The following is a 26910-nucleotide window of genomic DNA, read 5'->3' as shown; positions in this document are numbered from 1 at the left end:
ATAGCCGTTTCCTCCCATGTTGTGAATTGGTTACCCTGTTCTGAAATCAATTTCACTTGATGCCTTGATTATAAGCCTGGATATTCAAAATGTAAATTGACAGCCCGGCTAAAGTTTGGATGGATTCTTTATGCAAAGTACTGAAATCAATTTCATACGATATTCCATGGAAAAGCGTTGGCGGCGGCGGAAGTTTGTGGTATACTATGAAATGGATTTCAAAACGACCGGGGGCGGCTTATGAATATTTCGGAAATCGCGAAAATGGCGGGGGTCTCGCCCTCCGCCGTGTCCCGCTATTTAAATCAGGGATATCTCTCCGAGGAGAAGCGGGAGGCCATCCGCAAGGTGATCCAGGAGACGGGATACCGTCCCCTGGTGCAGGCCCAGATTCTGCGCACCAGAAAGACCAAAACCATCGGGGTCATTCTGCCCAAGATCGACTCCTTTTCCATTGGCAGCGTGGTGTCCGGCGTGGATTCCGTTCTGGAGCCCAAGGGGTTTCAGATTCTGCTGGCGGATACCCATAACAGCCCGGAAATGGAGCTGAAATATCTGGACCTTTTCGATGACCAGCGGGTGGACGGCGTGATTCTGATTGGAACTGTGTTCACGCCGGGGCATCTGTCCGCCGTGAAAAAAAGCCGGGTGCCCATTGTGATTGTGGGCCAGCATCTGGCAGGGGCGTCCTGCGTTTATCACGACGACTACCATGCCTTTTGCGACATCACAAGGCTGGTGCTGAATAAGGGCTGCCGCCGCCTGGGCTATATCGGCGCGCTGCCCCAGGACAAGGCCGTGGGACAGGAACGGAGCCGGGCCTACCAGGATGTGCTGCGGGAGGCCGGTCTGGCGGACCAGGCGGACCATACCGTGGTCGCGGACTTCACCATGGGCTCCGGGAGGGAGAAGGCCCGGGAGCTGTGGGAGGTTTACGGCCCTCTGGACGCCCTGGTCTGCGCCACGGACAACATGGCGGTGGGGGCCCTGCAATACTTGAAGAGTCAGGGCATCCAAGTGCCGGGACAGGTGCGGCTGACCGGGCATGGCGCGTCCAGCCTCTGTGAGGTCACCACGCCCACCATTACGACGATTCGGTATTTCTATGAGGAGAGCGGGGCCAATGCCGCTTCTCTGCTGCTGGAGCGGCTGGAAAACCCGGATACCCCGGCGAAGGAGATCAAGCTGGGGTATACGATTGTGGAGCACGCGTCCACCCTGTAAAAGCGATCGTTCCCGGCGGTTCTTCGCCGGAAGAAAAAATTATTAACAGACTCTTTACATTTTGGAAAAAATTCTGTACAATAGGCACAATAGCCCTGAGGGAGAAAGGAGATGGTGTGTGCAGTTCCACAGCTTTCCGCAAAAAGAAAACTGTTAGATGTGAGGAGAAAAATATGAAATTCAATCCAATTGTTACGGCGATCGTGGTAGTTTACTTGCTGGTAATGCTCCTTATCGGCTGGTATTCCTCGAAAAAGATCACCTCCAACACAGACTTCATGGTAGCCGGACGGCGCTTGGGTCCCCTTTTGATGGCTGGAACGCTGGCCGCCACGGAAATCGGCGGCGGCAGTTCCCTGGGCGTGGTTCAGCAGGGCATGCAGAGCCACGGCATTTCCTCCGCGTGGTATATCATCACCATGGGTTTCGCCTTTGTGATCCTGACCTTCCTGGCCCCGAAGTTCCGGGCGGCCACGGTGAAGACTGTGCCGGAGTATTTCCGCCGCCGCTATGGCAAGAGCGCGGGCATCATCACGGCCATCATCATGCTGCTGCCTTTGATTGGCCTGACGGCGGGGCAGTTCATCGCGTCCTCCGTCATCCTCTCCACCATGCTGGGCATCAGCTATAAGCTGGCCGTGGTCATCGTGGCGGTTGTGGTTACCGCCTACTCCATTATGGGCGGCCTGTGGTCCGTGACGCTTACGGACTTTATCCAGGTCTTCCTGATCGTAATCGGCATGATTATCGCCGTGCCCTTCGCCCTGAATCAGGCCGGCGGCTGGGGCAACGTGGTGGCCAATGTGCCCCCGGAGACCTTTGACATGTTCAAGGGCTATGATCCCCTGGCGGTGATTTCCCTGACGGTTATGTATGTGGCCACCTTTACGGTGGGTCAGGAGGCCGTCTCCCGCTACTACGCCGCCCGGGACGGCAAGGCCGCCCGGCAGGGCTCCATCCTGGCCGCCATTGTGAATTTTATCTATGCCTTCATTCCCGCCGTGCTGGGTATCATCACCCTGGCCCTGATGAACATGGGCCGGTTCAGCGCGGACGACTTCGCCTCCGTGGGCGCCCGGTACGCGCTGCCCATACTGGCGATGGAGGTCATGCCCGCCGTGATCTGCGGCTTCCTGTTTGCGGGCATTATTTCCGCCACGATGTCCTCTTCCGATTCCGATCTGCTGGGCGCGGGGTCGATTTTCGCCAACGATATCTATCACGCGGTGCTGAAGCCCGACGCCACCAGCGATCAGGTCATGCGCATGACCCAGGGCGTCATGGCCCTTGTGGGCGTGGCCGCCATGTTCATCGCCCTGTTCAATACCTCCAGCATCGTGGATATTCTGATGTTCTGCTTTACCCTCCGGGCTGCGGGCGCGTTCTTCCCCTATGTGCTGGGCCACTATTGGAAGGGCTCTTCTCTGGGCGGCACCATCGCCTCTTTGATCTCCGGGTCCATCGTGGTGGTGTATATGGAGAAATTCTCCGGCGGCTATCTCTTCGGCATGAAGATCAGCCAGCCCATTATTCCCGGCCTTGTGGCGGGACTGGTGTTCTTCCTGGTATTCTCCAAGCTGTTCCCGCCCAAGGAGCAGACCACGGAACTGGCCTATGAGGAGGACTGATTCCAGGCCGCTGAGGACGGAAAAAGGACAGCCGGATAGGCTTGAAATCTAAATTGCATGAAGGCCGGCGCAGATCAAGCTGCGCCGGCCCCCATGATAAATGCGCTGTGTAACGGTCCTGTTTCCCGGTTTTCCCCTATGCCGGTACGGAATTTACTCGGTTTCGTAGGGCCAGTCTTGAATGCCGCCGAAGTCGGAGACATGGGTATAGCCCATAGAGGCGAGCTTCTCCGCCGCCTCGGCGCTGCGGCGGCCGGAGCGGCAATAAACCAGAATTTCCGTGTCCTTTTCAAAAGGGAGGGGGATGTCCGGCTGGATGTCCTCGTTGGGCAGGCAGACGGCGCCGGGGATATGTCCGCCGTCGTATTCCTCCTGCGTGCGCACATCCAGAAGAATTGTGTCTTCGTTGGCGTCCAGCCGTTCCTTGGCCTCTTCGGCGGTGAGGGTGGCCCAAGGCTTGCTGGCGGCTTGAGTTCCGGTGGAACTAGAGCGGTTCATCCGGGCGGAGTAAAATTTAAGGATGGCCATACCAAAGCAGATAACGGCGGCCAGAAGAAAGAGCTGTCTCATAAAGCGCCTCCTGTGAGTGTAAAATTCGGGAAACTGACGAATAGTTTACAGGAAATTCCCCGGAAAATCAACCTTTTTGCGGAAAAAGCCGGTACGGATAGAATCCGTACCGGCTTTTGGTGTGCGGGGACGCTTAGAATTCCAGGTTTTTGCCCGCACTGTCGAAGAGGTGGCAGACGCCGCCATCAAAGGTGAGATGAATCGGCGTGCCAGGGGCAAAGCTGACGCTGGAGAGGTCCAGAGTGGGGACAATGACCACCACGTCCCGGCCCTCAGCGTTGGCATGGAGGTGAACCTCACTGCCCATCATCTCGCTGACGTCTACCGTAGCCGTCAAGGTGTTCGGGCCGTCGCCCAGGGTGATGTGGCTGGGGCGAACGCCCAGGGTAATGGCCTGGGAGCCCACGTTCTTGGCCGCCAGAGCCTTCTGCTTGGCGTCGGCCAGCTCCACCTTGATGCCGCCCACAGACACGCTGTACTTGCCGTCCTCCTTCAGAAGCTTCGCGTCGAAGAAGTTCATCTGCGGCGTGCCGATGAAGCCCGCCACGAAGAGGTTGGCCGGATGGTCAAAGACCTGCTGCGGCGTGCCGATCTGCTGGATGAAGCCGTCCTTCATGATGACAATCCGGTCGCCCAGGGTCATGGCCTCAGTCTGGTCATGGGTGACGTACATGAAGGTGGTGTTGATCTTCTGCCGGAGCTTGATGATCTCGGCGCGCATCTGGTTGCGGAGCTTGGCGTCCAGGTTGGAGAGGGGTTCGTCCATCAGCAGCACCTTGGGCTCCCGGACGATGGCACGGCCGATGGCCACGCGCTGGCGCTGGCCGCCGGACAGAGCCTTGGGCTTCCGGTCCAGGTACTGGGTGATGTCCAGGATTTCGGCCGCCTCCTTGACACGGCGGTCGATCTCCTCCTTGGGGGTTTTGCGGAGCTTCAGGGGGAAGGCCATGTTCTCATACACCGTCATGTGGGGGTAGAGGGCGTAGCTCTGGAAGACCATGGCGATGTCCCGGTTTTTGGGCTCCACGTCGTTCATGAGCTGGCCGTCGATGTACAGCTCGCCCTCGCTGATCTCCTCCAGACCGGCCACCATGCGCAGCGTGGTGGACTTGCCGCAGCCGGAAGGACCAACCAGAACAATGAACTCCTTGTCGGCGATGTCCAGATTGAACTCCTGGACCGCCACAACGCCCTGTTCCGTTACCTGAAGGTTGACCTTCTTCTCAGTATCATCCTTCTTTTTCTTGGCCTTCTTCTGGTCGCCGCTGTGGGGGTAGATCTTCTTGATGCGCTTCAGGTTCAGAGTAGCCATAGCGTTTGACTTTGACGAAGCGGCCTCCGCCGTCTCCGCCTCGCCCCGGGAAGCGTGTTCCCTGGGACATTACGGCAGGTCTCCACACTGCCGCACCGCAAGTCCGCGGGGGGTTCCTCCTTTTTGTTTGGTACCGGGGGCTATGGGAATGGAGTAGCCCACCGGCCCGTTGATTTATGGAAAGGCGGAGAAATCCGCCGGTTCCATCGTTGAGAGCGGGGAATCAGACAGCCTTCCCCTTGAAAATGATCTTCCGGATGGACAGGTCCTTTTGGTCCAGGAGAACGATGCTGGCCTCCTTGCCTGTATCCAGGGTCCCGGTCCGGTCCTCGATGCCGATGGACTGGGCGGGGTTGTAGGTGCAGGCCCGCACCGCATCCGCCGCCGGGATGCCGAAGTTGATGGCCTGGCGCAGGCAGCCCATCAGGCTGGTGACGGAGCCCGCCAGGGTTTCAGGATGGTGCAGGATAGTAGCCCGGTTGCCGTGAACCTCGATCATCTGCCCGCCGAAGGGATATTCGCCGTCGGGCATGCCCGTGGCCCGAAGAGAGTCGGAAACGAGGATCATCCGCTCCTTTCCGAAAAGGCCGAAGGTAAGGCGCACCACGGAAGGATGAATGTGAATGCCGTCGCAGATCAGCTCCGGCTTGACCGTGGGAACCTCATAGGCCGCGCCGATGACGCCGGGGTCCCGGTGAGCCAGGGGCGGCATGGCGTTATACAGGTGGGTGGCGTGGTCGGCCCCCGCATCAAAGGCGGCCTTGGCCGTCTCGTAATTGGCCACGGTATGGCCCACGGAGACATGCACCCCCAGCTCCTTGGCCGCCTGGATGAACTCCACGGAGCCGGACTGCTCGGGAGCCAGGGTGACCAGCTTCACGCAGCCTTCCGCCGCCTCCTGGAGGCGTCTCAGCATGGGCGCGTCAGGGGCGTGGAGGAAGGCGCCGTTCTGCGCGCCCTTTTTGGCCTCGCAGAGGAAGGGACCCTCCAGGTGCGCCCCCACCACCTCCGCGCCGCCGGAGTTCTGCTTCCGGTGGGCGGCGGTGGTTTTGCAGATGGCGGTCAGCTGGTCCTCCGGCAGGGTCATACCCGCCGGGCAGATATAGGTGACGCCCTGAGACAGTTCGTAGTCCGCGATTTTTTGCAGGCCCTCCGCCGTGGCGTCGCTGAAATCCTCGCCCACCGCGCCGTGGAAATGCACGTCCACCAGGCCGGGAATGACCCAGCAGCCGGAGGCGTCCAAAACGGTTTCGTCGCCGCTGGCGGCGGAAATCAGAGGACCGTCGGTGCAGACCTCCCGGGCGGTAAAGCCCTGTTCCAGGTCAAAGACCTGACCGCCCGTTATTCGCATACGGGCACCCCGGCGGCTTTCAGCTTGCTTCCGGCGGCCTCGTCTACGACGACCGCCACATGGGGATGAAGCTGGAGAACGGAACCGGGGCAGCGGGGCGTGATGGCTCCGCAGACGGCGCCCAGGATGGCGTCGGCCTTCTCCGCGCCGCTGGCGGCCAGAAGCACCTTCTTGGCCCCCATGATGGCCCCAATGCCCATGCTGATGGCCTGCCTGGGCACGTCGTCCCGGGTGGCGAAGAAGCGGGCGTTGGCGTCGATGGTGTTCTCCGTCAGGTCCACCACGTGGGTCTCCTTAACGAAGCAGTCGCCGGGCTCGTTGAAGCCGATGTGGCCGTTGCGGCCGATGCCCAGGAGCTGGAGGTCCACGTAGCCCAGGGAACGGATATAGGCGTCATACTCAGAGCAGAAGGACTGGGGGTCCTTGGTCAGACCGTCGGGCACCCGGGTGTTCTCGGGGACGATGTCCACATGGTCAAAGAGATTGCTCTGCATGAAATAGCGATAGCTCTGGTCATGGGTGGGGGCCAGTCCTACGTACTCGTCCAGATTGACGGAGAGCACGTCCTTGAAGCTGAGGAAGCCCTTTTGATGCCAACCCACCAGATACTTGTAAGCGCCCTCGGGAGTGGAGCCGGTGGCCAGACCCAGAACGCAGGCAGGATTGTGAACGATTTCCGCAGCAATGATCTGAGCCATACGGCGGCTCATGGCGTCGTAGTCTTTCTCCAGATAGATTCTCATAATGGCATTTCTCCTTTCCTGATTCCAAAGGGGGATGGTTGCTGCTGCTTCTGACAAGGGAATTATACCAGATTTTCAAAGCAAGGGGAAGCGGCTAAGGGATGTTTTTTTATAAAAATTGGGGACAAAGCGCCGCCGCGCTGTGCCGGCCGGGGGAATTGCGCGCTTGGAAAGGATGCGTCAGCCCTTGACGCCTCCGGAAGCGAGGCCGCTGACCAGATTCTTCTCGATGCACATGAAGAGGATAACCACAGGAATGATGGCGAAGATGGAGGCGGCGAAGAGGTACTGCCACTCAATCATATTGTAGCCGTTGAAGGTGTTGATGCCAACCGTCAGGGGCCGGTAGGTATCCGTGGAAATCAGGCACAGGGCGACCGTGTATTCATTCCAGGCGTTGATGAAGATGAAGATCAGCGTGGTGACGATTCCGGGGGCGGCCACAGGAAGCAGGACCTTCATCATGGACTGAATGCGGGTGCAGCCGTCAATGGTGGCGGCCTGCTCCATCTCCGCGGAGATGCCCATAAAGGTGCCCCGCAGCAGCCAGACGGTGAAGGCCTGATTGAACGCCGCGTTGATAAAGATCAGGCCCAGGATGCTGTCCGTCAGGCCCAGGGTCATCATGACCTTGTAAATGCCGATCAGCAGCACCACGGGGGCGAACATCTGCGAGACGATGACAAACCCCAGAAAGGCGGTCTGCCCCTTGAACTTCATGCGGGCCAGGGCATAGGCGGCGGGAATGCCGCAGAGCATGGCGATGACGGTGGAGCCGCCGGCGATGAGAATGGAGTTCAGAAGATACCTGGCCATAGGCGCCCGGCTCCAGATGTCGATGAAGTTGGACCACAGCGCCGTCACCGGAAGGATGGTGCCGTTTACGGAGAAGATCTCCGCCCGGCTTTTCAGCGCGGTGCAGAGCATGGCGAAATAGGGATAGAGCGTGATGACGCAGACGTCCAGCACAACGAAATAGAGCAGGACCCGCAGGATCACCTTTTTCACAGAGACCGGTTTTTTCACAGCCGTGCCGTTCATCAGTTGTCATCTCCTTTCCGAAGGGTGTAGATCATATACGCGCTGGCGCAGACCAGAAGGATGAGAAAGCCGATGACGGAGACCGCCGCCGCTTCGCCCTGCTTGCTGTTGTAGAAGGCCAGCTTATAGAGGTACGTGACCAGGGTGTCCGTGTGGTTGGCGGGGTCGCCCTTGGTCATGGTCCAGATAATGGGGAAGGAATTGAAGACGTAAATGATGTTGAGGACGGTGCTCACCGTCAAAGAGGATTTCACCAGCGGCAGGGTGAGGCTGAAGAGCTTCTGCCAGTAGTTTGCCCCGTCGACGGTGGCGGCTTCGTAATAGGTGGAGTCGATGCTTTGAAGGCCGGAGAGAACACAGAAGGTGACAAAGGGAATGGTGACGAAGATGCCGCAGGCAATCTCCCAGGCGAAATAAATCTCTGGCGAGGGGGTCCAGTTCACCGCTGTCTTAATAATGCCCAGTTTTATAAGGAGTGTATTCAACGTTCCGTAATCGGTGTTGATGATGAAGTTCCAGGCGCTGGCCTGAATAACCAGCGTGGTGGCCCAGGGGAAGACCACAATGGCCCGGGCTATTTTCCGGCCCTTGAAGTTGTTGTTCAGCACCAGGGCCAGGATGAAGCCCAGCACGGTGGAGATTACCACCACGGCGATGGTCCAGATGATGGTGTTTTTCAGCACCAGGCCGAAGGCGGAGCTGTTCAGGACCTTGGTGAAGTTTGCGAAGTTGTTGAAGCCCTTGAGCTTACCCGCCTTGCTCACGTCGTTCATGGACATCTGGAAGACGGAGAGGATGGGCGTCAGGATGAAAACCGCCATCAGGATAACGCTGGGCGCGATCCAGATATAGGGCTCAATCCTGCGGAAGAGCTTTCTGCTTCCGGAGGAGCGGAGAGTCCGTTCCGGTTCGGAGGGGGCCTTCTTCATGGGGGCGGCAGGGGTTTTCGTACTCACGGGGACACCTCCCTAATAGTCGTCGGTTTGGCGTCTTCCGGCCGCTTTCAAAACCCGGCGGGAACGCCGCGCTTAGAAAACGGCTGGAAGAAAACCTGCGGGGCCGGACCGTGTCGGCCCGGCCCCGCAGCTTTTGTGTGCGTTGCTTCTGTCGTGTTTAGCCGGCAATCTCAGCCTGCAACTCGTCCAGCAGCTCCTGAACGTTGCCGCCCATGAGAGCCTGCTGCTCCACATTGATCACGCCCTGCTTCACGTCGGCCCATTCGGCCTTGGCGGTGGGATAGAACTTGCAGCTGCCCACGATCTCAACCCAAGGCGCCATGCTGGGATCGGAAGAGGCCACGATCTCGCCGCCGGCGGAGGTGGCGGGGAGGAAGCCCTCCATCAGCACCCAATCGGAGTACCGGGCATCCTCATAGAAATAATCGAAGAAGGTCTTGATGGCTTCCAGCTTCTCGGGGGAGTGGCCATTGTCGAAGCACATGAAGCGGTCCATGACGCCGGCGGAGACGGAGGCGTTGCCGCCGTTGGTGGGGATGGCGGCGAAGGCGTAGTTGATGGTGCTGCCGCCCTCGGCGATGTAAGTGGGGATGCTGTTGGGGCCGATCATCATGGCCAGCTTGCCCGCGCCGAACAGGTCCTGCAGGGTGTAGCGGGTCTCGTTGGCGGGATCGGTATTGGTGTAGCCGGAGTTGACCAGATCGATGGCGTACTCAATGGCCTCGACGTTCTCGGCGCTGTTCAGGGTCCAGTTGCCGTCGGCGTCGGTGAAGTCGCCGCCGTTGTTCCAGATGTAATAGGCAAAGGCGGCCTGGCCTTCGTCGGTGGTCATGTCGATGCCCCAGGGATAGATGCTGGAGTCATAGGCCTTGATCTTCTCGCAGGCGGCCTTCAGCTCGTCCCAGGTGGTGGGAACTTCCACGCCGGCGGCTTCCAGAATGTCCACGTTGTAGTACATGGCGCGGGCGGAGGCCAGATCGGGCACGGCCCACACGGTGCCGTCCACCACGGACTGCTCCAGGAAGGCGGGATACATCTTGGCGTAGGTCTCGGCGGAGACGTAGTCCTCAGCGGGGAGGAGCAGATCGTCGGCCTGATAATCGGCGAACACGTCGATATTCAGGATGTCGGGAGCGGCGTTGCCGGAGATGCGGGTGTTGACCACGGTGTAGATGTCGTTCCAGGAGACGACCTCCACGGTGAGGTTGATGTCCTCATGCTCTTTGTTGAAGTCCTCCTGGAACTTGGCCCACCAGTCGCCGGTGTTCTGGCCGTACTGAGCGGCGATCACATTGATGTCGATCTTCTCGCTGGAGCCTCCGGAGCTTCCGGAGTCGCCGGCGTCACTGGAGGCGGGAGGGGGCGTGCCGCTGTCACCGCTGCCGCCGGTGGAATCGCTGCCGCCGCCGCAGGCGGCCAGGGACAGAACCATTACAAGAGCGAGCAGCGCGGCAAGAAACTTTTTCATCGTCATTCTCCTCTATACAAAATTTCATGTGCGAAATACACATGTGAGGGAGCAAGCGGAAAAAATCCACAAACGCAACCCTCATATCTTCATTATACTTGTAGATTTTGTAAATAATAGGGACGTGCGTTCGGTTTATAGAAAAATCGTACGAATTATGAAAATTCGTACGATTTCGCAACCGATTAATGATGCTTGACCGCCGCGCCCCGCCCGTTTTTCCGGAATGTGCTGGGCGTCATGCCGGTGACGGAGCGGAAGACCTTTGAAAAATAGTTGTAGTCGCTGACGCCCACGGACTCCCCGATGGTGGAAATGGGAAGGCTGCTTTGCAGCAGCAGACGCTTGGCGGCGCTGATGCGCCGCTGGGTGATCAGATAGGAGAGGGTGTGGCCGCCGGAGAGCTCCTTCGCCAGGGAGCAGAGCTTGGTCCGGCCGATGTGCAGCTCCTGGGAGATGGATTCCAGGGACAGCTTTTCCATATAGTGCTGGTTCAGATACAGCTCCAGCTTCTGAAGGTCGGTCTGTTCCGCCGTCAGGATCATGCCCTTGAGCTGGATGTAGGCGGACAAGGCCTCCAGGGTTTCGGCGTAGGCAAGGAGCTCCTTATCGGAGTACTGCCGGAACTGGAAAAAGGCGGGGCGCAGGACGTCGGCCCCACCGGGATACCAGTCCAGCAGGGGGCGGCTCTTCTCCCACTGTTCCTCTATGGGGGAGTCATCCAGAAAGCAGCCGAAGGCCAGGTAGGCCAGCGGCTGTTTCTTGTCGAAGAGAGGCATGATGGCCTCGCAGATGCCGGCGTGACAGCGGTAGAACTGGAACCCTTTTTCCACATGGTAGTGCTGAATTTTGCATCGGTCGCAGGCGACGCAGCGCTCGTGTCCCTCGGGAAGATCGTTGAGCATCCGGCAGAAGGGCGGATGCCCCCGGAACAGGTTGATGTCCCGGCCCTCCGGGTCCAGAATGTTGGCGGGCAGGCCGGTGAGGATGTTGAGGTTGGCGATGAGCTTGCGCAGCCCCTCTTCATCAAATAGAATGTTCATTTCTGATATTGCTTTACAATGGCTTCCAGCTCGCTCCAGCATTCCTCCATATCCCGCACCAGCTTGAACTGGGTGCGGCAGCGGTCCAGGTTGTGGCGTTCCCGGCTGATATGGAAGTATTGGTCGCCCACGATGTAGTCCGTCAAAAAGCGGATGCCGCACTCCAGAGTCATCAGCTTGGCGCCCCAGGGAAGGTATTCGATTTCTGTATTGGACAGCGTGCCCCCCACGCCTTCTAAAAAGGCGGCGGTGTACACGGCGAAGAGGTCCACGTCCAGATGGACCGCGGAAAGGTCCGTTTCATCCTCGGCGCAGTGGTTGGCGCCGAAGCGGATGGAGTCGCCGAAGTCGTAGAGAACCAGACCGGGCATGACGGTGTCCAGATCGATGATGCAGACGCCCTCGTGGGTTTCCTCGTCCATCAGCACGTTGTTCAGCTTGGTGTCGTTGTGGGTGACCCGGAGGGGAAGTTTTCCCTCCCGCATGGCGTCCAGGGCGACGGAGCAGTCCGCCTCCCGGTCCAGCACGAATTGAATCTCCGGCCCGCAGTCCTTGGCCCGGCCCAGAGGGTCCTCTGCCAGGGCGGCCTTGAACTTGGCCAGCCGGTCCTCCGTATTGTGGAAATTGGGGATGGTTTCGTGGAGCGTGGCCGCCGGATAGTCCCCCAGCAGCCGCTGGAAGCGGCCGAAGGCCCGGCCCGAGGCGGCAAACAGCTCCGCCGACTCCGCCGCTTGATAGCAGATGGTGCGCTCCACAAAGGGATAGACCCGCCAGGCGCCTCCGGCGCTGTCGGTAAAATAGGGCTGGCCGTTCCGGGGGCGGAGAACCCGCATGGCCTCCCGGTCCCGGTCACCGCCGTGCTTCTCGATCTCGCGGCCCAGATACTCGGTGACGCCGATGATGTTTTCCATCAGCTCCTCGGGATGCTTGAAGGCGGCGGCGCTCATCCGCTGGAGAATGAAGCGGCGGCAGCAGAGGTCCTCCGGCTGGGTGTGGACCACGAAGGTGTCGTTGATGTGCCCCTGCCCATAGCGCAGAGCGCCCACCACGGGGGCCCCGAAGTCGAAGGCGGCCAATGCCTCCTGCAGGGTCTGTTCAGCCTGCGCCATCGCTCACACCTCCCACAGCCGGTCCGGGTAGAGGCCGGATTTTGTTTTCCCGGCGATGGCGTTTACCACCGTGGGCTTGTCCTCCCGGTAGGTGACGCCATACCACTTGTCCTCGCTCCGCAGCACCTTGACCCGGGCCTTGCCTTCGTCGATGAGCTGGCTGACCACGCTGGGGAGGAAGTACTCCGCCTTGGCGGGATTCTCCGTCAGGGCCTTGTCCAGGAAGGCGGGGAAGCGCTTCCACGCCTCGTCCAGGAAGCTCCGGGTGAAGCCCCACATGTTCATGGAGACGATGGTGTCTCCCGGCAGCTCCGTCCAGGTCTGCCCGCCGTCCTCGGTGAAGCGGGGGGGCTCGCCCTTCTCGATCTTGGTCCGCTCGGTGACCCGGGTGAGGAAGTTGTCCGCGGTCTCCTCACATACGCCCCGGGCCACGGTGCCGTTTTCTGTGACGGTGTTTTTCAGCAGGTAACCCACCATGACGTACTCATAGAGGTCCCCGTCCTCGTGGGAGGAGAGATAGCCGTAAATCTCCCGGAATGCCTCGGGGCCGTAATAGTCGTCGGCGTTGATGACGGCGAAGGGACCGGCCACCACGGACCGGGCCGCCAGGGCGGCGTGAGCGGTGCCCCAGGGCTTCTGCCGCTCCGCCGGAACGGCGTAGCCCTCCGGCAGGTCCTCCTTCAGCTGGTAGACGTAGCGAACGTCCATGGACTTGGATACCCGATCGCCGATGCAGCGCTTGAAGTCCTCCTCGATTTCGGGCTTGATGACGAAGACCACGGTTTCGAAGCCCGCCCGGCGGGCGTCATAGATGGAGTAATCAATGATGAGCTGTCCGTGGTTTCCCACGGGGTCCAGCTGCTTGAGGCCGCCGTACCGGCTGCCCATGCCGGCGGCCATGATGACCAGAACAGGTTTTTTCATTTCCTCTCTCCCGTTTCCTTCTTATCCTTTATAGCCGTTGGGGTTCATGGACTGCCACTTCCAGGAGGAAGCGCACATCTCCTCGATGCCAAGCTCCGCTTCCCAGCCCAGCTCCTCCCGAGCTTTGGCGGGGTCGGCGTAGCACTGGGCGATGTCGCCGGGGCGGCGGGGGTCGATCACATGGGGCAGCGCGTGGCCGCAGGCTTTCTCATAGGCGTGAAGCACGTCCAGCACGCTGTAGCCGTTGCCGGTGCCCAGGTTGCAGATGAAAAGGCCGCACTTGGTCTCCAGCTTTTTCAGCGCCGCCACATGGCCCTTGGCCAGGTCGACGACATGGATATAATCCCGCACGCCGGTGCCGTCGGGGGTGTCGTAGTCGTTTCCGTAGACGTGGACCTTCTCCAGCTGGCCCACGGCGACCTTCGCGATATAGGGCACCAGGTTGTTGGGGATGCCGTTGGGGTCCTCGCCGATGAGGCCGCTCTCATGGGCCCCGATGGGGTTGAAATAACGGAGCAGGGCCACGTTCAGCGTGGGGTCCGCGGCGCAGATGTCCATGAGCATCTTCTCCTGGAAGAGCTTGGAGGTGCCGTAGGGGTTCGTGGTGCCGCCGGTGGGGAAGTCCTCCCGGATGGGCACGGTGGCGGGGTCGCCGTAGACCGTGGCGGAGGAGGAGAAGACAAAGTTCTTCACCCCATGCTTCCGCATGGCCTGGAGGAGGTAGAGGGTGCTGATGAGGTTGTTGGAATAGTACTCCAGGGGCTTGGCGACGCTTTCACCCACGGCCTTGAGCCCGGCGAAGTGGATGACGGAGTCGATGTCCGGGTGCTGGGCGAAGAGGGCGTCCACCTGCTCCTGGTCGCACAGCTCCGCCTTGATGAAGGGAATCTTCTTTCCCACGATCTGCTCTACCCGGCGGATGGCCTCCTCGCTGGAATTGTAGAGGTTGTCCGTCACAAGGATGTCGTAGCCCGCCTGGACGAGCTCCACGCAGGTGTGGCTGCCGATATAGCCCGCGCCGCCGCAAACAAGAATGGACATAAAAACCGCTCCTTTCAAATTATGAAAATTGACCGCTTTGGTGAAATATTTTCAAGATTCATCTGGCCTTATTGTAGGCCGCTTAGGGGAAAATGGGAAGAGAGGATAGTCCCAATTATTAGAAAAATCGTCCGAATTTTGAGCTTATTATACTAAAAAGCCCGGGGTTTGTCCAGAGGGGAAACAGAGGAACGGCCTTTGCCAGGGAAGAGGGGCCATGATATTATGAATGAAAAACAAACGGAGAGGGTGCGAACGATGAGGATTACAGTGAAAGCCATAAAATGGGGGGGCGGCGTCACATTGAGACGAAGCCTGACCGGGCGGTACAAGATCGAATATATCCGGTACGGCGACGGGGGTCTCCGGGATGCCGTTGTGGAGAACGGCGGGAGAAAATACCTCCTGTTGGGAGGGTGGGATGCCGCTTCCCAGGCTGTCAGAGAGACAGCCGCCCTTCTCGTCGTTTTGACGAAAGAATTTTCCCGCCGCCCGCTGGAAACTTTGCTCGAGGTGTGGTATAATCCCTTCCCATGAAAGAAAAAGGAGGGACCGCTATGCAGCGCCCCCTGGCGGACGAGATCCGCCCCCAGACATTGGACGAAGTGGTTGGACAGCGGCACCTTCTGGCCCCCGGTGCGGTGCTCCGCCGCCTGATCGAGAGCGAAACCGAGGCCAATATGGTTTTCTACGGTCCCTCCGGCACCGGCAAGACCACCATCGCCAACATCGTGGCCCAGCGGACTCACAAGACCCTCTACCGTCTCAATGCCACCACCGCCTCTCTCCAGGACATCAAGGATATCATCGCCGACGTGGGCACGCTGCTGGCCCCCGGCGGAGTGCTGCTGTACCTGGATGAGATTCAATATTTTAATAAAAAGCAGCAGCAGAGCCTCCTGGAATTTATGGAGAACGGCAAGCTGACCCTCATCGCTTCCACTACGGAAAATCCCTACTTTTACGTTTACAGCGCCCTGCTCAGCCGGAGCACGGTTTTCGAGTTCAAGGCCGTGGCGCCGGAGGAGGCGGAGCCCGCCGTCCTCCGGGCGCTGAACATTGAAAAAGAGCGCTCTCCCCTGCCGCTGACGTGGGAGGAGGGTCTGCCCCTCCAGATCGCCACCGCCTGCGGCGGGGATGTACGCAAGGCGGTCAACGCTGTGGAGCTCCTCAGCCATGCCGCCCAGCCGAAAAAGGGCGCGCTCTTCATCTCCAGGGAGGACGCCGCCCAGGTCTCCCAGCGTAGCGCCATGCGCTATGACAAGGGAGGCGACGCCATGTATGACATCGCCTCCGCGCTGATGAAATCCCTCCGGGGCAGCGACCCGGACGCCGCCCTCCACTATTTGGCCCGCTTCCTGGAGGCGGGGGACTTGGTGACCCCCTGCCGCCGCCTCCTCTGTTCCGCCAGCGAGGATGTGGGGATGGCCTATCCCCAGGCTGTGGCGATTGTGAAGGCCTGCGTGGACACGGCGATGCAGCTGGGCCTTCCGGAGGCGCAGCTGCCCCTGGCCCAGGCGGCGGTGCTGCTGGCCACCGCGCCCAAGTCCAACAGCGTGGTGGAGGGCATCGGCAGGGCCCGGGCGGACGTCCGGGCGGGCCGCACCGGGGACATGCCCCGGCAGCTCCAGAACGTCCACGCCGACACCACCGGCTTCGACAACCAGCAGCACTATCTTTACCCGCATCTCTTCCCCGGCCACTGGGTGGAACAGCAGTATCTTCCCGACGCGCTGCGGGGCGTGAAATACTATGAGTGGGGGGAGAACAAGACGGAGCAGGCGGCGAAAGCCTACTGGGAGAAGATCAAGGGGCGGGAGCTGTGAAGACCGTCTCCACCGGCGTCTTCTCATAGCCCGGCGGAGAGTAGACCCAGCGGTCCAGCTTCCCGTCGGTGATTTGGTAGCGGATGGGCTCCGGCGGGGCCGGAGGCAGCTTTTCAATGACCTGGAGCTTGACTTTCATCCGCTCCGGGCGGATACTCTTGATGTACACGGACACGCTGTCTCCGGGGGACAGGCGCTCTTTGGCGTCCGCCAGTCCGGAGAGGTTGGGGGCCAGCTCGATGAAGCTGCCGTACTCCTTCACGGTCCGCACCACGCCCTTTACCGTCTCGCCGGGGCGGAAGCGGCTGGCATTTTCCATCCAGGTGCCCAGCAGCTCCCGGTGGGTGAGGGTGATTCGCCGGGACTCACGGTCCACCGCCCACACCGCCGTCAGGATTTTCTGTCCCTCCTGAAAGCGTTCCCGGGGATGGGAGATACGGGAGACGGAGATGTGCTCGATGGGCAGCATGGCCACAATGCCGCAGCCCACATCCACGAACGCGCCGAAGCTCTCCAGCCGGGTCACCCGGCCGGTGAGGATGGTTCCCGGCTCCAGACGCTCCATGAAATGGGTCATGGCGGTCTCCTGGGCGGCCCGGCGGGAGAGGAGGGCCACCGGCGCCCCTTTTTCGTCGGCCTTCAGGGCGGTGACGGTGAAGCAGGTGGGCTTTCCGACGCGGGAGAGGACGGCGATGTCCCGGTCCGCGCCGCTGATCCAGGGGGCGACGGCCTCTTCCCGGGGAATGCGGCCCTGAACGCCGCTGAGGTTCAGATGGAGCGTGTGATCCACGCCGCAGCGCTGAACAGGAGCCTCCAGAATGGCCCCGGTTTCCACAGCTTCCCGCAGGTGTTCAAGGGTGAAGGGAACAGGAGGGCGAAGACCCTCCGGAGGATAGAGTTTGTTTTCCGGCATGATTGATCGCATCCTATCTGCCGCGGGGCGGCTTTGACTTTGATATGCCAATATATGCGGCAAACCAAAATGATTGACAGGAGGACAGGATGGACCTGCAACTTCACGACCGTGTAGAGCTGAAAAAGCCGCACCCCTGCGGCAGCAGCCAGTGGGAAATTCTTCGGGTGGGCATGGACATCAAGCTTCGCTGCCTGGGCTGCGGGCATGAGCTGATGCTTCCCCGAAGCAAGGCGGAAAAGAGCGTCCGAAGGATATTGACGAAGGAGGAGACTACATGAATCAAAAGCTGAAGCGGGCGGTGGCGCTGCTGCTGGCGGTGGTGCTGGTGGTGGCCCTGCTGGCGTCGATGATTCTGCCCTATATTGGGTGAACGTGAAAAAGCGGCTGTCAACGACAGCTGCTTTTTTCAAGTGTTTTTCCCATTCAACGGCATCTTTCGGCTCATCGCCCCGTTTGACGGTTTCCATGGCGTTCCCGCTTCTTGACGGGCCGCCGTTCCATCATGAAAACAGAACGATCTGATTGTAGCATGGACTCTGATCTGACGCAACGGGCTCCGCAAAATTAACAGAGGATTCATGGTCCGGGTAAGGCCCCGGAAGAAAGTCTCAAAGAATTTGAAAAATCATGTGAGAATCCGGCCTCTTGCAGCGTTAGTTATAGTGGGAGGAAGTTCCTATGCCGGGTCAAAGGGCCGTCTCCCATTGGCGCGGAGCCTCAGCACAAGGTGATTCCCCGCAGCAAGATGCGGGAACACGAAATCAGAAACGAAACAAAAAGGAGAAATTGTCATGGGAAATTGGGTATCGATTGTTTTTTGGATCGCGATCATCGGCGCAGTGCTCTATAATGTCTTCGTGAAAAAGAGCAAAAATCGGAAAGCCGCAGAGAGCGGCGAGGACCGTGAGAGCGTCCGGAGGGCTGCGGCGCAGCAGCTGGACGGAACCGTTCCGACGGTTTATGCCCATTGGGAGGAGCGGGAGTCCTACGGCCGCCGGGTCCGGATTACTTACCACCGTTACGCCCTGTCCTTTCAGGGGGAGACGCTGTGGGTGTTCCCCCTGGGCATCGACAAAAAGACTCGCCAAGTTCAAGCGGGCAGGCCGGTGGTTCTCACCCCGGAAAACCTGGGCAAGGTGACGGTGAAGACCAAGGAAAAGAACGGCGCGACAGAGCGTCTGGAGCTCTGGCTGGGCGACAAGCAGGGGCATGTGATCACGGAGCTGACGGTGGACGCGGAGAATCTGCGGAAAAACCGCTGGTATCCCGTCAACATTTTGCAGCGGGAAGAGTGCGCGGCCCTGGAGCGTTTTATGACGGCGCTCAGCCAGCGGGTGGCGGCGGAAAACCCGGGCGTGGATGAACTGATTAAGGCGGAGAGCAACGAGAGCGTGGGTATCCTGGGGGCTGTCCTCTCCGGCATCGGCGCGGTCGTCGGTATCTTCATGCCGCCTGCGGGCCTGGTGCTGTGCCTGATCGGACTGATCATGTCGGTTGTGAGCAAGAAGAGAGGGGCCAAACAAAAAGTGCCTCTGGTGATTAGCGTGCTGTGCACGGCGCTGTGCGCGGGCCTTTGCTGGCTGTTCTTGAAGTACTTTATTTAATTGGCGGAGCATCCCCGGAGCGGCGGTGCGGTATGTCTAGGGCGCGGTCTATCATGTGCCGCATGGAAAGGCGGAGCTCCCTGTCTGAACCGGCTGCGCAAATCACAAGAGGCGTACCGGGGACAGGCCGCCATGGACGATGAATTGAGAGAAGGCGCTCAGGTCCCCGGCAGACCTTTCGAAGCCCCTTGAGGGGCGTTGTGCATAGTATGCCCTTTCAGGGCTGACGAAAGCCTCCGGCTCAGCTGGAGGCTTTGACTTACCAGTTCAGCTCGAACGGCTTATCCAGCCGCCGGAAAGTGAAGGTTCCCACGGCAAAGAGCTCGCCCCGCTCTCCTGTGACCCGGGCCTCCAGCACGCAGACGCTTTTGCCGCTCTGAATTTCCGTAGCCTCCGCCGTCAGGCGGTCGCCCGTTTTGGCGCTGCGCAGGAAGCTGAAAGAGCAGTTGATAGTGACCGCCATGGTTCCATGGGCCACCATGGCGGAGCCGCAGGCGGTGTCCGCCAGGGAGAAGTAAACGCCGCCGTGGGGAACCTGAACGGGATTCAGGTCCTCCTCGGTTAGGGTTTTGACCGCCCGGGCATATCCGGGACGAAGCTCCTCCACGTAAATTCCCAGGCGCTTTCCATAGGGATTTTTATCGTTGCGGTAGGTGCGAAGCTGTTCATAGTCCATGGCGGGGCGTCCTTTCCTCTGTGCTCTCCGGCGGGCGGTATGCAGCAAATCCGCCCCGCCGGCTACGGCCGGAGGGTGAACTGCCGTCCGTCGGAGTGAATGCAGCCCTCCTCGCGGAGACGCTTCAGCTCCCGCATCATGGCGCTGCGGTCGGTGGCGATATAGTCCGCCAGTACGCTGAGGGAGAAGGGAATGGTAAATGTAGAGCTTCCCGACTGTTGGGAGAGCTGACGGAAATAGCACAGCAGCTTTTCCCGGATGGAGCGGCGGGAGAGTACATCCACCCGGCAGGAGAGGGCCTGCGCCTTATCCGCCATCAGCTTCAGCATATTCTGAACCAGGATGCTGTGCCGGTGGCAGGCGTGGCCGCAGCGGCTGAGAATATGGGCGTAGTCGATGAATACCACGTCGCAGGGGTGGCGGCAGATGACCTCCAGGCTGTCTCCCGTGGAGCCGGCGAAGGCCAGGGTCTTGCCGAAAACGCCTCCGGCGCCCAGATCCTCCAAAACGGTGGCCACGCCCTCCTCGTCGATGCGGATCAGGGACGCCTGTCCCCGCTCTACCACGCCGACGGCGTCCGTCGAGAAGTCATAAATCAGCTCGTCGGCGCGAAAAGACCGTGGAATCGCTTGAAAACAAGACAGAATTTCCCGGTAATCCTGATAGCTGATGTCGTGAAAAAGAGGGCTTTTTTCCAGCTCCTGCTCACTAAGCATGTGTTCATCCCTTTCAGTTGTCTATCCCACGCAACAGATATATGATAGCAGTCCACCCCACAAATGTAAAGGATATTTTTTTACTTTCGGTTTTCCGTAACAAACTTTCGGTGCTTTTTGCTGGTCTTTTAGCGCCGCGCAGGCGGGCGGCGTCTTCCCCCTCCTTCCGATGCGTGTTCCCTGGAGGCGGGGCGGAGGGCGGGAGGGAGCCGCGTTCAGGAGAGCCGTTAAAAAGAGCATAGCATACCGCCCCGGAAAAATCTACAGCGGAAAACAAAATTTGCGCCTGGAAAGCGCGTTTTTTTGCCTGGCGGCAGGGCTGGAAAGAAACGGCGGCGCCGGTGTTTTCCTGGAAAGGACAGTGTTTAAAAATCCGTCTTCGTTTGTTTACAATTTGTTTATATCCATCCATTGACAAGAAAAGACTCCGGTGGTAAACTCGCTTTAGCACTCTGGGAAAAGGAGTGCTAAAGCGTTGAAAAAGCCCTCCGCCGGAAGGGGGAGGGGTGGAGGTTACTGTGGAACTCTCGGACCGAAAACGGCAGATACTGAAGGTAGTGGTGGAGGATTACATCCGTACCGCCGAGCCGGTGGGGTCCAAGGCCATCGCCTCCGAGATGGGCGGCAGCGTCAGCTCCGCCACCATCCGCAACGAACTGGCGGACCTGACGGAGCAGGGATATCTGGAGCAGCCCCATACCTCCGCCGGCCGGATGCCCTCCCCCAAGGGTTACCGGCTGTACGTCAACGAGCTGATGGAAGAACAGCGTCTTTCTTTGGCGGAGACGGAGCGGATCAACCAGTCCCTCCAATTGAAGATGGAGGAGCTGAACCGGCTGCTGGCCCAGGCGGGCCGGGCGGTGTCCGCCCTGATGCGCTATCCCGCCTACGCCGCCGCCGCCCGGAGGACCGGCGTGACCGCCCGCCGCTTTGAGCTGCTGCCGGTGGACGAGCGGAACTGCATTCTGGTCATCATGACCAGCGACAACCGTGTGAAGAGCCAGCTGCTGCGCATGCAGCTGAAGGTGGAGGCGGAGCAGCTGCCTGCGGCGGCCAATCTGCTGAACGGTCACTTTACAGGCGCCGCCCCCGGCGAAATGAGCCAGCGGCTGATGGGCCTGGCGGATCAAACAAGCCCCCAGCTGTTTTTGCTGCTGTCTCAGGCGGTCTCCTACGCGGAGGACGTTCTGGAGGAGGCGGGGCAGCGGGAAATTGTCACCGCCGGAGCGAACCGGCTTTTAAAGCTGCCGGAATTCCGGGACGCCGACAAGGCCCACGAGCTGATGAGCTTCCTGGCCGACAGCAAGGAGGAGCTTCCCATGCCGGAGCGCCGGTCCATGGAGATTCTCATCGGGCCGGAGAACGTGAAGGAGGCTTTGCGGGACGCCAGCGTGGTAGTGGCCAGTTATGACATAGGGGACAATATGCGGGGCCTCATCGGCGTGGTGGGTCCCACGCGAATGGATTACGCGGCGGTGGCCGCCCGGCTCTCCGGCTTCGCCGAGGGGCTGTCAAGATTGTTTGGAAAACAGGAATTACCCCCGAAGGAGGAGCAGACATGAGCGAGGAGAACAAGCGGCCCCTGGAGGAGGAGACGCCCGGGACGGAGCAGCCCCAGGAGGCTCCTCAGGCGGAGGAAGCCGCCGGACAGGCGGCCAAGAGCCGGAAGAAGAAGGAGAAGGGCGTTACCTTTACCCGGGAACAGGTGGAGCAGATGGAGCTGGCGGTGAAGCAGCTGGAGACCACGAAGGACCAATTTGCCCGCCTTGCCGCCGAGTATGACAACTACCGCAAGCGCACGGCCAAGGAGAAGGAAACCCTCTATCAGGACGCCAAGGCGGACACCATACGGGAATTTTTGGCGGTGTACGACAATCTGGAGCGGGCCGCCGCCGCCCCCGGAGGGGAGGATGATCCCCACAAGAAGGGCCTGGAGATGATCTTCACCCAGTACAAGGAGCTTTTGAAAAAGCTGGGCGTCACGGAGATCGAGGCCCAAGGCCAGCCCTTTGACCCGGACCGGCATGAGGCGGTGATGCACGTGGACGACGAGAGCCTTGGGGAAAATACGGTGGCTCAGGTCTTCCAGGCGGGCTTTCTGCTGGGTGACAAGGTGATCCGGCACGCGGTGGTGCAGGTGGCGAATTGAGCGGGAGGCTTTTGCACAGAGTCCGCGTTTTCAGGGAGAGAGTCGAGGGTTCGCCCGGTTCTCCATATATTGGTCAATGGAAACATTTTCATAGATTTAGGAGGCTTTCATTATGTCTAAAGTAATCGGTATTGACTTGGGTACCACCAACTCCTGCGTGGCGGTGATGGAGGGCGGCGAGGCCGTCGTCATTGCCAACGCCGAGGGAAACCGCACCACCCCCTCCGTCGTCGCCTTCTCCAAGACCGGCGAGCGCATGGTGGGCCAGGTGGCCAAGCGCCAGGCCATCACCAACCCGGACCGGACCATTTCCTCCATCAAGCGGGAGATGGGCTCCGACCATAAGGTGGGCATCGACAACAAGAACTACACCCCCCAGGAGATCAGCGCCATGATCCTCCAGAAGCTGAAGGCGGACGCCGAGGCTTATCTGGGCGGCGCCGTCACCGAGGCGGTCATTACCGTTCCCGCCTACTTCACCGACTCCCAGCGCCAGGCCACCAAGGACGCGGGCAAGATCGCGGGCCTGGACGTCAAGCGCATCATCAACGAGCCCACCGCCGCGGCCCTGGCCTACGGTGTGGATAAGGAGCAGACCCAGAAGATCATGGTGTACGACCTGGGCGGCGGCACCTTTGACGTCAGCATTCTGGACATTGACGACGGCGTGATCGAGGTTCTGGCCACCGCCGGCAACAACCGCCTGGGCGGCGACGACTTTGACGAGTGCGTCATGAAGTGGCTGGTAAGCGAGTTCAAGCGCAGCGACGGCGTGGATCTCTCCGGCGACAAGGTTGCCATGCAGCGCCTGAAGGAGGCCGCCGAGAAGGCCAAGATCGAGCTTTCCGGCGTCACCACCAGCAACATCAATCTCCCCTATATCACCGCCGACGCTACCGGCCCCAAGCATCTGGACGTGACCCTCTCCCGGGCGAAGTTCAACGAGCTGACCGCCCATCTGGTGGACGCCACCATGGGCCCCGTGCGGCAGGCCATGAGCGACGCGGGCCTGAAGCCCTCCGACCTCAGCAAGGTTCTGCTGGTGGGCGGCTCCAGCCGCATTCCCGCCGTGCAGGACGCCGTGAAGAGCTTCACCGGCTCCGACCCCTTCAAGGGCATCAACCCCGACGAGTGCGTGGCCATGGGCGCGGCCCTCCAGGCGGGCGTCCTCACCGGCGACGTGAAGGGCCTTTTGCTGCTGGACGTCACTCCGCTGTCCCTGGGCATCGAGACCTACGGCGGCGTGTGCACCAAGCTCATCGACCGCAACACCACCATCCCCGTGAAGAAGAGCCAGGTCTTCTCCACCGCCGCCGACAACCAGACCAGCGTGGAGGTCAACGTCCTCCAGGGCGAGCGGGAGATGGCCGCGGCGAATAAATCCCTGGGCCGCTTCCATTTGGACGGCATCGCGCCGGCCCGGCGGGGCGTGCCCCAGATCGAGGTTACTTTCGACATCGACGCCAACGGCATTGTCAACGTCTCCGCCAAGGACCTGGGCACCGGGACGGAGCAGCACATCACCATCACCTCCTCCTCCAACATGAGCAAGGAGGACATTGAGAAGGCCGTGAAGGAAGCGGAGCAGTACGCCGCCCAGGACAAGAAGCTGAAAGAGGAAGTGGAGACCCGGAACCAGGCGGACCAGATGGTCTACCAGACCGAGAAAACGCTGGCGGACATGGGCGACAAGATTCCCGCCGACGACAAGGGCAAGGTTCAGGGAGCTCTCGACAAGCTGAAGGAGACCCTGAAGGGGACGGACTCCGCCGCCATCAAGGCGGACACGGAGGCGCTCCAGCAGGCGTTCTACGCGGTCAGTGAGAAGCTCTACCAGCAGGCCAATCCCCAGGGTGCGCAGCCCGGCGGAGACGCCGGCGCGTCCCAGGAGGGGCAGTACTACGACGCCGACTACAAGGTAGTGGACGACGACGATCAGAAGAAATAAACGGGCTTAATCGTTCAATGGGACGGGGAGAATTCCCCGCCCCATTGAACGGCGTTATTCGCAGGAGGCAACATGGCTGAGCAGAAACGGGATTATTACGAGGTCCTGGGCGTCAACAAAGGCGCCTCGGACGAGGAGATCAAGCGGGCTTACCGGAAGCTGGCCAAGGCCAATCATCCGGACCTGAACCCCGGGGACAAGGAGGCCGAGGCCCGCTTTAAAGAGGTCAACGAGGCGTACGAAATCCTTTCGGACAAGGAAAAGCGGAGCCGGTACGATCAGTTCGGCCACGCCGGAGTGGACCCCAACTTTGGCGCGGGCGGCGGTTTTGACGGTGGTTTTGGTGGCTTTGATTTCGGGGACCTGGGGGATATTTTCGGCAGCTTTTTCGGCGGCGGCTTCGGCGGCGGTCGGCGGACGAACCCCAACGCTCCCCAGAGGGGAGAGAGCATCCGCACCTCTTTGACCGTCAGCTTTGAAGAGGCGGCCTTCGGCTGTGAAAAGACCGTCACCGTGGACCGGACGGAGAGCTGCACGGTCTGCCATGGCAGCGGCTGCGCCGAGGGGGCCACGCCGGAGGTCTGCCCCACCTGTCACGGCACCGGCGTCGTGCAGAACCGGCGGCAGACGCCGATGGGGGTGATTTCCACCTCCTCGCCCTGCTCCCACTGCGGCGGCAAGGGCAAGATCATCTCCCAGCCCTGCAAGGAATGCCAGGGCGCGGGCGTGACGCGGCGGCGGAAAACCATCCAGGCCAGCATTCCGGCGGGCATCGACAACGGACAGACCATCTCCATCCGGGGCCAGGGCAATGCGGGCAAGAACGGCGGCCCCGCCGGGGACCTTCTGATTACGATTGCCGTCCGGCCGCACGAGTTCTTCCGCCGGGAGGGCACCTCCGTTTTGTGCGAGGCGCCCGTCACCTTCGCCCAGGCGGTGCTGGGGGCGGAGCTGGAGATTCCCACCATTGACGGCAAGGTGAAGTACGACCTGCCGGAGGGCACCCAGAGCGGCGCAACCTTCCGCCTCAAGGGCAAGGGCATCCCCTCCATCAATGGCCGGGGACGGGGCGACCAGTATGTCACGGTTTACATTGAGACGCCCCGCAACCTGAACCGGGAGCAGAAAGAGGCGCTGAAGAAATTTGCCGAGACCATGGGCGACAACAACTACGAGGAGAGGAAGAAGTTCTTCGGCAAGAAAAAGAGGTGATTCCATGTATCTGGCGGACTATCACATCCACTCCCGCATCTCTCCGGACGCGGGGGACTCCATGACCGCCCTGGCGGAGGCGGGGCTGGCGGCGGGGCTGGCGGAGGTCTGCTTTACCGATCACGTGGAGCCGGTGGTCTGGGGCGGCACAGCGCTGCGGGAGTCCTATGATTGGGCGGCTCTGGCGGCGGAGTTTGACGCCGCCAAGGCAAATGTGGGAGACCGGATGGTCCTGCGTCTTGGAATCGAGCTGGGGGACGCCTGCTGGAGCGTGGAGCGGACGGAGGCGCTCTTGCGGGACGCTCCGCCCCTGGATTTTGTCATTGGCTCCGTCCACATGCTCTCCCGGCGGTACGGGGGACTGGACCTCTACTATTTTGATCCCAAGACGGAGGAAGAGGCCTATGCCGGCATCGCGGATTATCTGGACCAGGTGCGGAAGATGATCGCGTGGGGGCGGTTTACTGTGCTGGGTCACCTGACGCTGCCGCTGCGGTATCTCAATGAAAACCGCGGGTTTCGCCTGAGCTTTGACCGTTTTGAGCCGGAGATGAGGGAGATTTTCCGTTCCCTGATCGATAAGGGCCTTGGCATTGAGGTAAACACGAACCGGGGCGGCACGCCTCTGCCGGACGGGAAATGGCTGCGGCTGTACCGTGAACTGGGAGGCGAACTGGTCACGCTGGGCACCGACGCGCACTCTGCGGACTTTGTGGGCTGCGCCATCCGTGAGCGGCAGGCCCTCCTGCGGGAGTGCGGTTTCGCCCGGTTCTGCACCTTCGCGGGGCAAAAGCCCGTCTGGCACGAGCTGTGAAGCGGGCCTTCCGGAAAATGTCGTATTTGCGGCGCTGGAAGCTGCGGAAAGCATATTGATTTTTTGAAAAAATTAGGGTACAATATAAGGCACAAAATTATAGGGCATGGGGGAATATGGCCATGAAAATTGCGCTGGGCTGCGATCACGGCGGCTATGATCTGAAACAGCATATCATCCAGGTGCTGGAGCGCCTGGGGCACGAGTATGAGGACTTCGGCTGCTCTTCCAAGGACAGCTGCGATTATCCGGATTTCGGCGCCGCCGCCGCCCGGGCTGTGGCGGCGGGCAAGTGTGACCGCGGCATTGTGATCTGTACCACTGGCATCGGGATTTCCATCTCCGCCAACAAGATCAAGGGCATTCGCTGCGCTCACTGTGCCGACTGCCTCCAGGCGGAGATGACCCGCCGCCACAACGACGCGAATATGATGGCCATCGGCGCGGGCTTCACAGGGCCGAACATGGCCGAGCGGATGGTGGAGGCGTTCCTCTCTACGGAATTCGAGGGGGGCCGTCACGCCCGCCGGGTGGATAAGATGATGTCCCTGGAGGACTGAGCGGCTGCCGGAGGAGCCGGATTTGCAAAATAGGGGGCGCTGCCCCTGAAGAGAGGTGATGCGCATGGCAGGGGCCAAG

Annotated in this window: 27 protein-coding genes; 12 read left to right on the top strand and 15 right to left on the bottom strand. The window is 60.6% G+C overall.

Translation table 11 applies throughout. The features are described from left to right. The first annotated feature begins 240 nt into the window (after positions 1-240). Both QZ329_RS00720 and QZ329_RS00715 read left to right on the top strand, forming a co-directional pair. Positions 241-1224: a LacI family DNA-binding transcriptional regulator gene (locus QZ329_RS00720; protein WP_295747284.1), complete on the top strand. Its 984-nt coding sequence runs from the start codon at positions 241-243 to the stop codon at positions 1222-1224. Between the two features lie 173 nt (positions 1225-1397). Then, positions 1398-2852 carry a sodium:solute symporter family protein gene (locus QZ329_RS00715; RefSeq protein ID WP_295747282.1) on the top strand — a complete coding sequence of 485 codons (1455 nt, stop codon included), beginning with the start codon at positions 1398-1400 and terminating at the stop codon, positions 2850-2852. Positions 2853-3005: 153 nt separating this feature from the next. Here QZ329_RS00715 and QZ329_RS00710 read toward each other — a convergent pair whose 3' ends face one another. The 11 genes from QZ329_RS00710 to galE all read right to left on the bottom strand — a co-directional run bounded on the left by QZ329_RS00710 (position 3006) and on the right by galE (position 14410). Next, on the bottom strand, positions 3006-3422 hold the full coding sequence (locus QZ329_RS00710; protein ID WP_295747280.1) for a rhodanese-like domain-containing protein: 417 nt from the start codon (positions 3420-3422) through the stop codon (positions 3006-3008). A 133-nt stretch (positions 3423-3555) separates the two neighbouring features. Continuing rightward, positions 3556-4734, bottom strand: a complete 1179-nt coding sequence (gene ugpC, locus QZ329_RS00705) for a sn-glycerol-3-phosphate ABC transporter ATP-binding protein UgpC (RefSeq protein ID WP_295747278.1) — start codon at positions 4732-4734, stop codon at positions 3556-3558. A gap of 223 nt (positions 4735-4957) precedes the next feature. Continuing rightward, the gene (nagA, locus tag QZ329_RS00700) at positions 4958-6085 is read right to left on the bottom strand and encodes an N-acetylglucosamine-6-phosphate deacetylase (RefSeq protein WP_295747276.1); all 1128 of its coding nucleotides are present in this window, start codon (positions 6083-6085) and stop codon (positions 4958-4960) included. Next, complete coding sequence (gene nagB / locus QZ329_RS00695) at positions 6076-6828, bottom strand: glucosamine-6-phosphate deaminase (protein WP_295747274.1); 753 nt, start codon at positions 6826-6828, stop codon at positions 6076-6078. The genes nagA and nagB overlap by 10 nt, the downstream gene beginning before the upstream one ends. A 180-nt stretch (positions 6829-7008) precedes the next feature. Next, entirely contained in the window at positions 7009-7869 is an 861-nt protein-coding gene (locus QZ329_RS00690; RefSeq protein WP_295747272.1) for a carbohydrate ABC transporter permease, read from the bottom strand. Next, entirely contained in the window at positions 7869-8825 is a 957-nt protein-coding gene (locus tag QZ329_RS00685; RefSeq protein WP_295747270.1) for a sugar ABC transporter permease, read from the bottom strand. The genes QZ329_RS00690 and QZ329_RS00685 overlap by 1 nt, the downstream gene beginning before the upstream one ends. Before the next feature lie 157 nt (positions 8826-8982). Next, on the bottom strand, positions 8983-10293 hold the full coding sequence (locus QZ329_RS00680) for an extracellular solute-binding protein (protein ID WP_295747268.1): 1311 nt from the start codon (positions 10291-10293) through the stop codon (positions 8983-8985). A gap of 185 nt (positions 10294-10478) precedes the next feature. Continuing rightward, on the bottom strand, positions 10479-11336 hold the full coding sequence (locus QZ329_RS00675) for a PocR ligand-binding domain-containing protein (RefSeq protein WP_295747266.1): 858 nt from the start codon (positions 11334-11336) through the stop codon (positions 10479-10481). Next, positions 11333-12445 carry an aminoglycoside phosphotransferase family protein gene (locus tag QZ329_RS00670; protein WP_295747264.1) on the bottom strand — a complete coding sequence of 371 codons (1113 nt, stop codon included), beginning with the start codon at positions 12443-12445 and terminating at the stop codon, positions 11333-11335. The genes QZ329_RS00675 and QZ329_RS00670 overlap by 4 nt, the downstream gene beginning before the upstream one ends. A 3-nt stretch (positions 12446-12448) precedes the next feature. Continuing rightward, positions 12449-13369, bottom strand: a complete 921-nt coding sequence (locus QZ329_RS00665) for a sugar phosphate nucleotidyltransferase (RefSeq protein WP_295747262.1) — start codon at positions 13367-13369, stop codon at positions 12449-12451. Between the two features lie 21 nt (positions 13370-13390). Then, on the bottom strand, positions 13391-14410 hold the full coding sequence (gene galE / locus QZ329_RS00660; RefSeq protein WP_295747260.1) for a UDP-glucose 4-epimerase GalE: 1020 nt from the start codon (positions 14408-14410) through the stop codon (positions 13391-13393). A 225-nt stretch (positions 14411-14635) separates the two neighbouring features. Between galE and QZ329_RS00655 the strand changes: the two genes are divergently transcribed. Both QZ329_RS00655 and QZ329_RS00650 read left to right on the top strand, forming a co-directional pair. Continuing rightward, positions 14636-14947, top strand: a complete 312-nt coding sequence (locus QZ329_RS00655) for a hypothetical protein (protein WP_295747258.1) — start codon at positions 14636-14638, stop codon at positions 14945-14947. Positions 14948-14967: 20 nt separating this feature from the next. Then, the gene (locus QZ329_RS00650) at positions 14968-16236 is read left to right on the top strand and encodes a replication-associated recombination protein A (protein ID WP_295747256.1); all 1269 of its coding nucleotides are present in this window, start codon (positions 14968-14970) and stop codon (positions 16234-16236) included. Here QZ329_RS00650 and QZ329_RS00645 read toward each other — a convergent pair. Continuing rightward, the gene (locus QZ329_RS00645; protein ID WP_295747254.1) at positions 16217-17149 is read right to left on the bottom strand and encodes a S1 RNA-binding domain-containing protein; all 933 of its coding nucleotides are present in this window, start codon (positions 17147-17149) and stop codon (positions 16217-16219) included. The two genes, QZ329_RS00650 and QZ329_RS00645, sit on opposite strands and share 20 nt — an antisense overlap. Before the next feature lie 89 nt (positions 17150-17238). Here QZ329_RS00645 and QZ329_RS00640 point away from each other — a divergent pair, with 89 nt between their 5' ends. Further along, complete coding sequence (locus QZ329_RS00640; protein ID WP_295747251.1) at positions 17239-17430, top strand: DUF951 domain-containing protein; 192 nt, start codon at positions 17239-17241, stop codon at positions 17428-17430. Positions 17431-17943: 513 nt separating this feature from the next. Further along, on the top strand, positions 17944-18756 hold the full coding sequence (locus QZ329_RS00635) for a hypothetical protein (RefSeq protein ID WP_295747249.1): 813 nt from the start codon (positions 17944-17946) through the stop codon (positions 18754-18756). A 259-nt stretch (positions 18757-19015) separates the two neighbouring features. Here QZ329_RS00635 and QZ329_RS00630 read toward each other — a convergent pair whose 3' ends face one another. From QZ329_RS00630 to QZ329_RS00620, 3 genes are all read right to left on the bottom strand, one after another. Next, positions 19016-19432 carry a PaaI family thioesterase gene (locus QZ329_RS00630; protein ID WP_295747247.1) on the bottom strand — a complete coding sequence of 139 codons (417 nt, stop codon included), beginning with the start codon at positions 19430-19432 and terminating at the stop codon, positions 19016-19018. Positions 19433-19494: 62 nt separating this feature from the next. Further along, on the bottom strand, positions 19495-20148 hold the full coding sequence (locus QZ329_RS00625) for a Crp/Fnr family transcriptional regulator (RefSeq protein ID WP_295747245.1): 654 nt from the start codon (positions 20146-20148) through the stop codon (positions 19495-19497). 13 nt (positions 20149-20161) lie between these two features. Next, positions 20162-20560 (bottom strand): hypothetical protein, encoded by a 399-nt coding sequence (locus QZ329_RS00620; RefSeq protein ID WP_295747243.1) that lies wholly within the window; start codon positions 20558-20560, stop codon positions 20162-20164. A 106-nt stretch (positions 20561-20666) separates the two neighbouring features. Between QZ329_RS00620 and hrcA the strand changes: the two genes are divergently transcribed. The 6 genes from hrcA (at position 20667) to rpiB (ending at position 26831) form a co-directional block, all read left to right on the top strand. Next, the gene (gene hrcA, locus QZ329_RS00615; protein WP_295747241.1) at positions 20667-21710 is read left to right on the top strand and encodes a heat-inducible transcriptional repressor HrcA; all 1044 of its coding nucleotides are present in this window, start codon (positions 20667-20669) and stop codon (positions 21708-21710) included. Continuing rightward, on the top strand, positions 21707-22297 hold the full coding sequence (gene grpE, locus QZ329_RS00610; protein WP_295747239.1) for a nucleotide exchange factor GrpE: 591 nt from the start codon (positions 21707-21709) through the stop codon (positions 22295-22297). The genes hrcA and grpE overlap by 4 nt, the downstream gene beginning before the upstream one ends. Positions 22298-22409: 112 nt before the next feature. Continuing rightward, entirely contained in the window at positions 22410-24245 is a 1836-nt protein-coding gene (gene dnaK, locus QZ329_RS00605) for a molecular chaperone DnaK (protein ID WP_295747237.1), read from the top strand. 72 nt (positions 24246-24317) lie between these two features. Continuing rightward, positions 24318-25457 (top strand): molecular chaperone DnaJ, encoded by a 1140-nt coding sequence (gene dnaJ / locus QZ329_RS00600; RefSeq protein WP_295747235.1) that lies wholly within the window; start codon positions 24318-24320, stop codon positions 25455-25457. Between the two features lie 4 nt (positions 25458-25461). Further along, positions 25462-26271 (top strand): histidinol-phosphatase HisJ family protein, encoded by an 810-nt coding sequence (locus QZ329_RS00595; protein ID WP_295747233.1) that lies wholly within the window; start codon positions 25462-25464, stop codon positions 26269-26271. A 122-nt stretch (positions 26272-26393) separates the two neighbouring features. Further along, complete coding sequence (rpiB, locus tag QZ329_RS00590) at positions 26394-26831, top strand: ribose 5-phosphate isomerase B (RefSeq protein ID WP_295747231.1); 438 nt, start codon at positions 26394-26396, stop codon at positions 26829-26831. Positions 26832-26910 lie beyond the last annotated feature (79 nt).

Source organism: uncultured Oscillibacter sp. (assembly GCF_910579365.1).
In the GTDB taxonomy this organism is placed as follows: domain Bacteria; phylum Bacillota; class Clostridia; order Oscillospirales; family Oscillospiraceae; genus Oscillibacter.
This window is presented reverse-complemented; position numbering and strand designations above follow the sequence as displayed.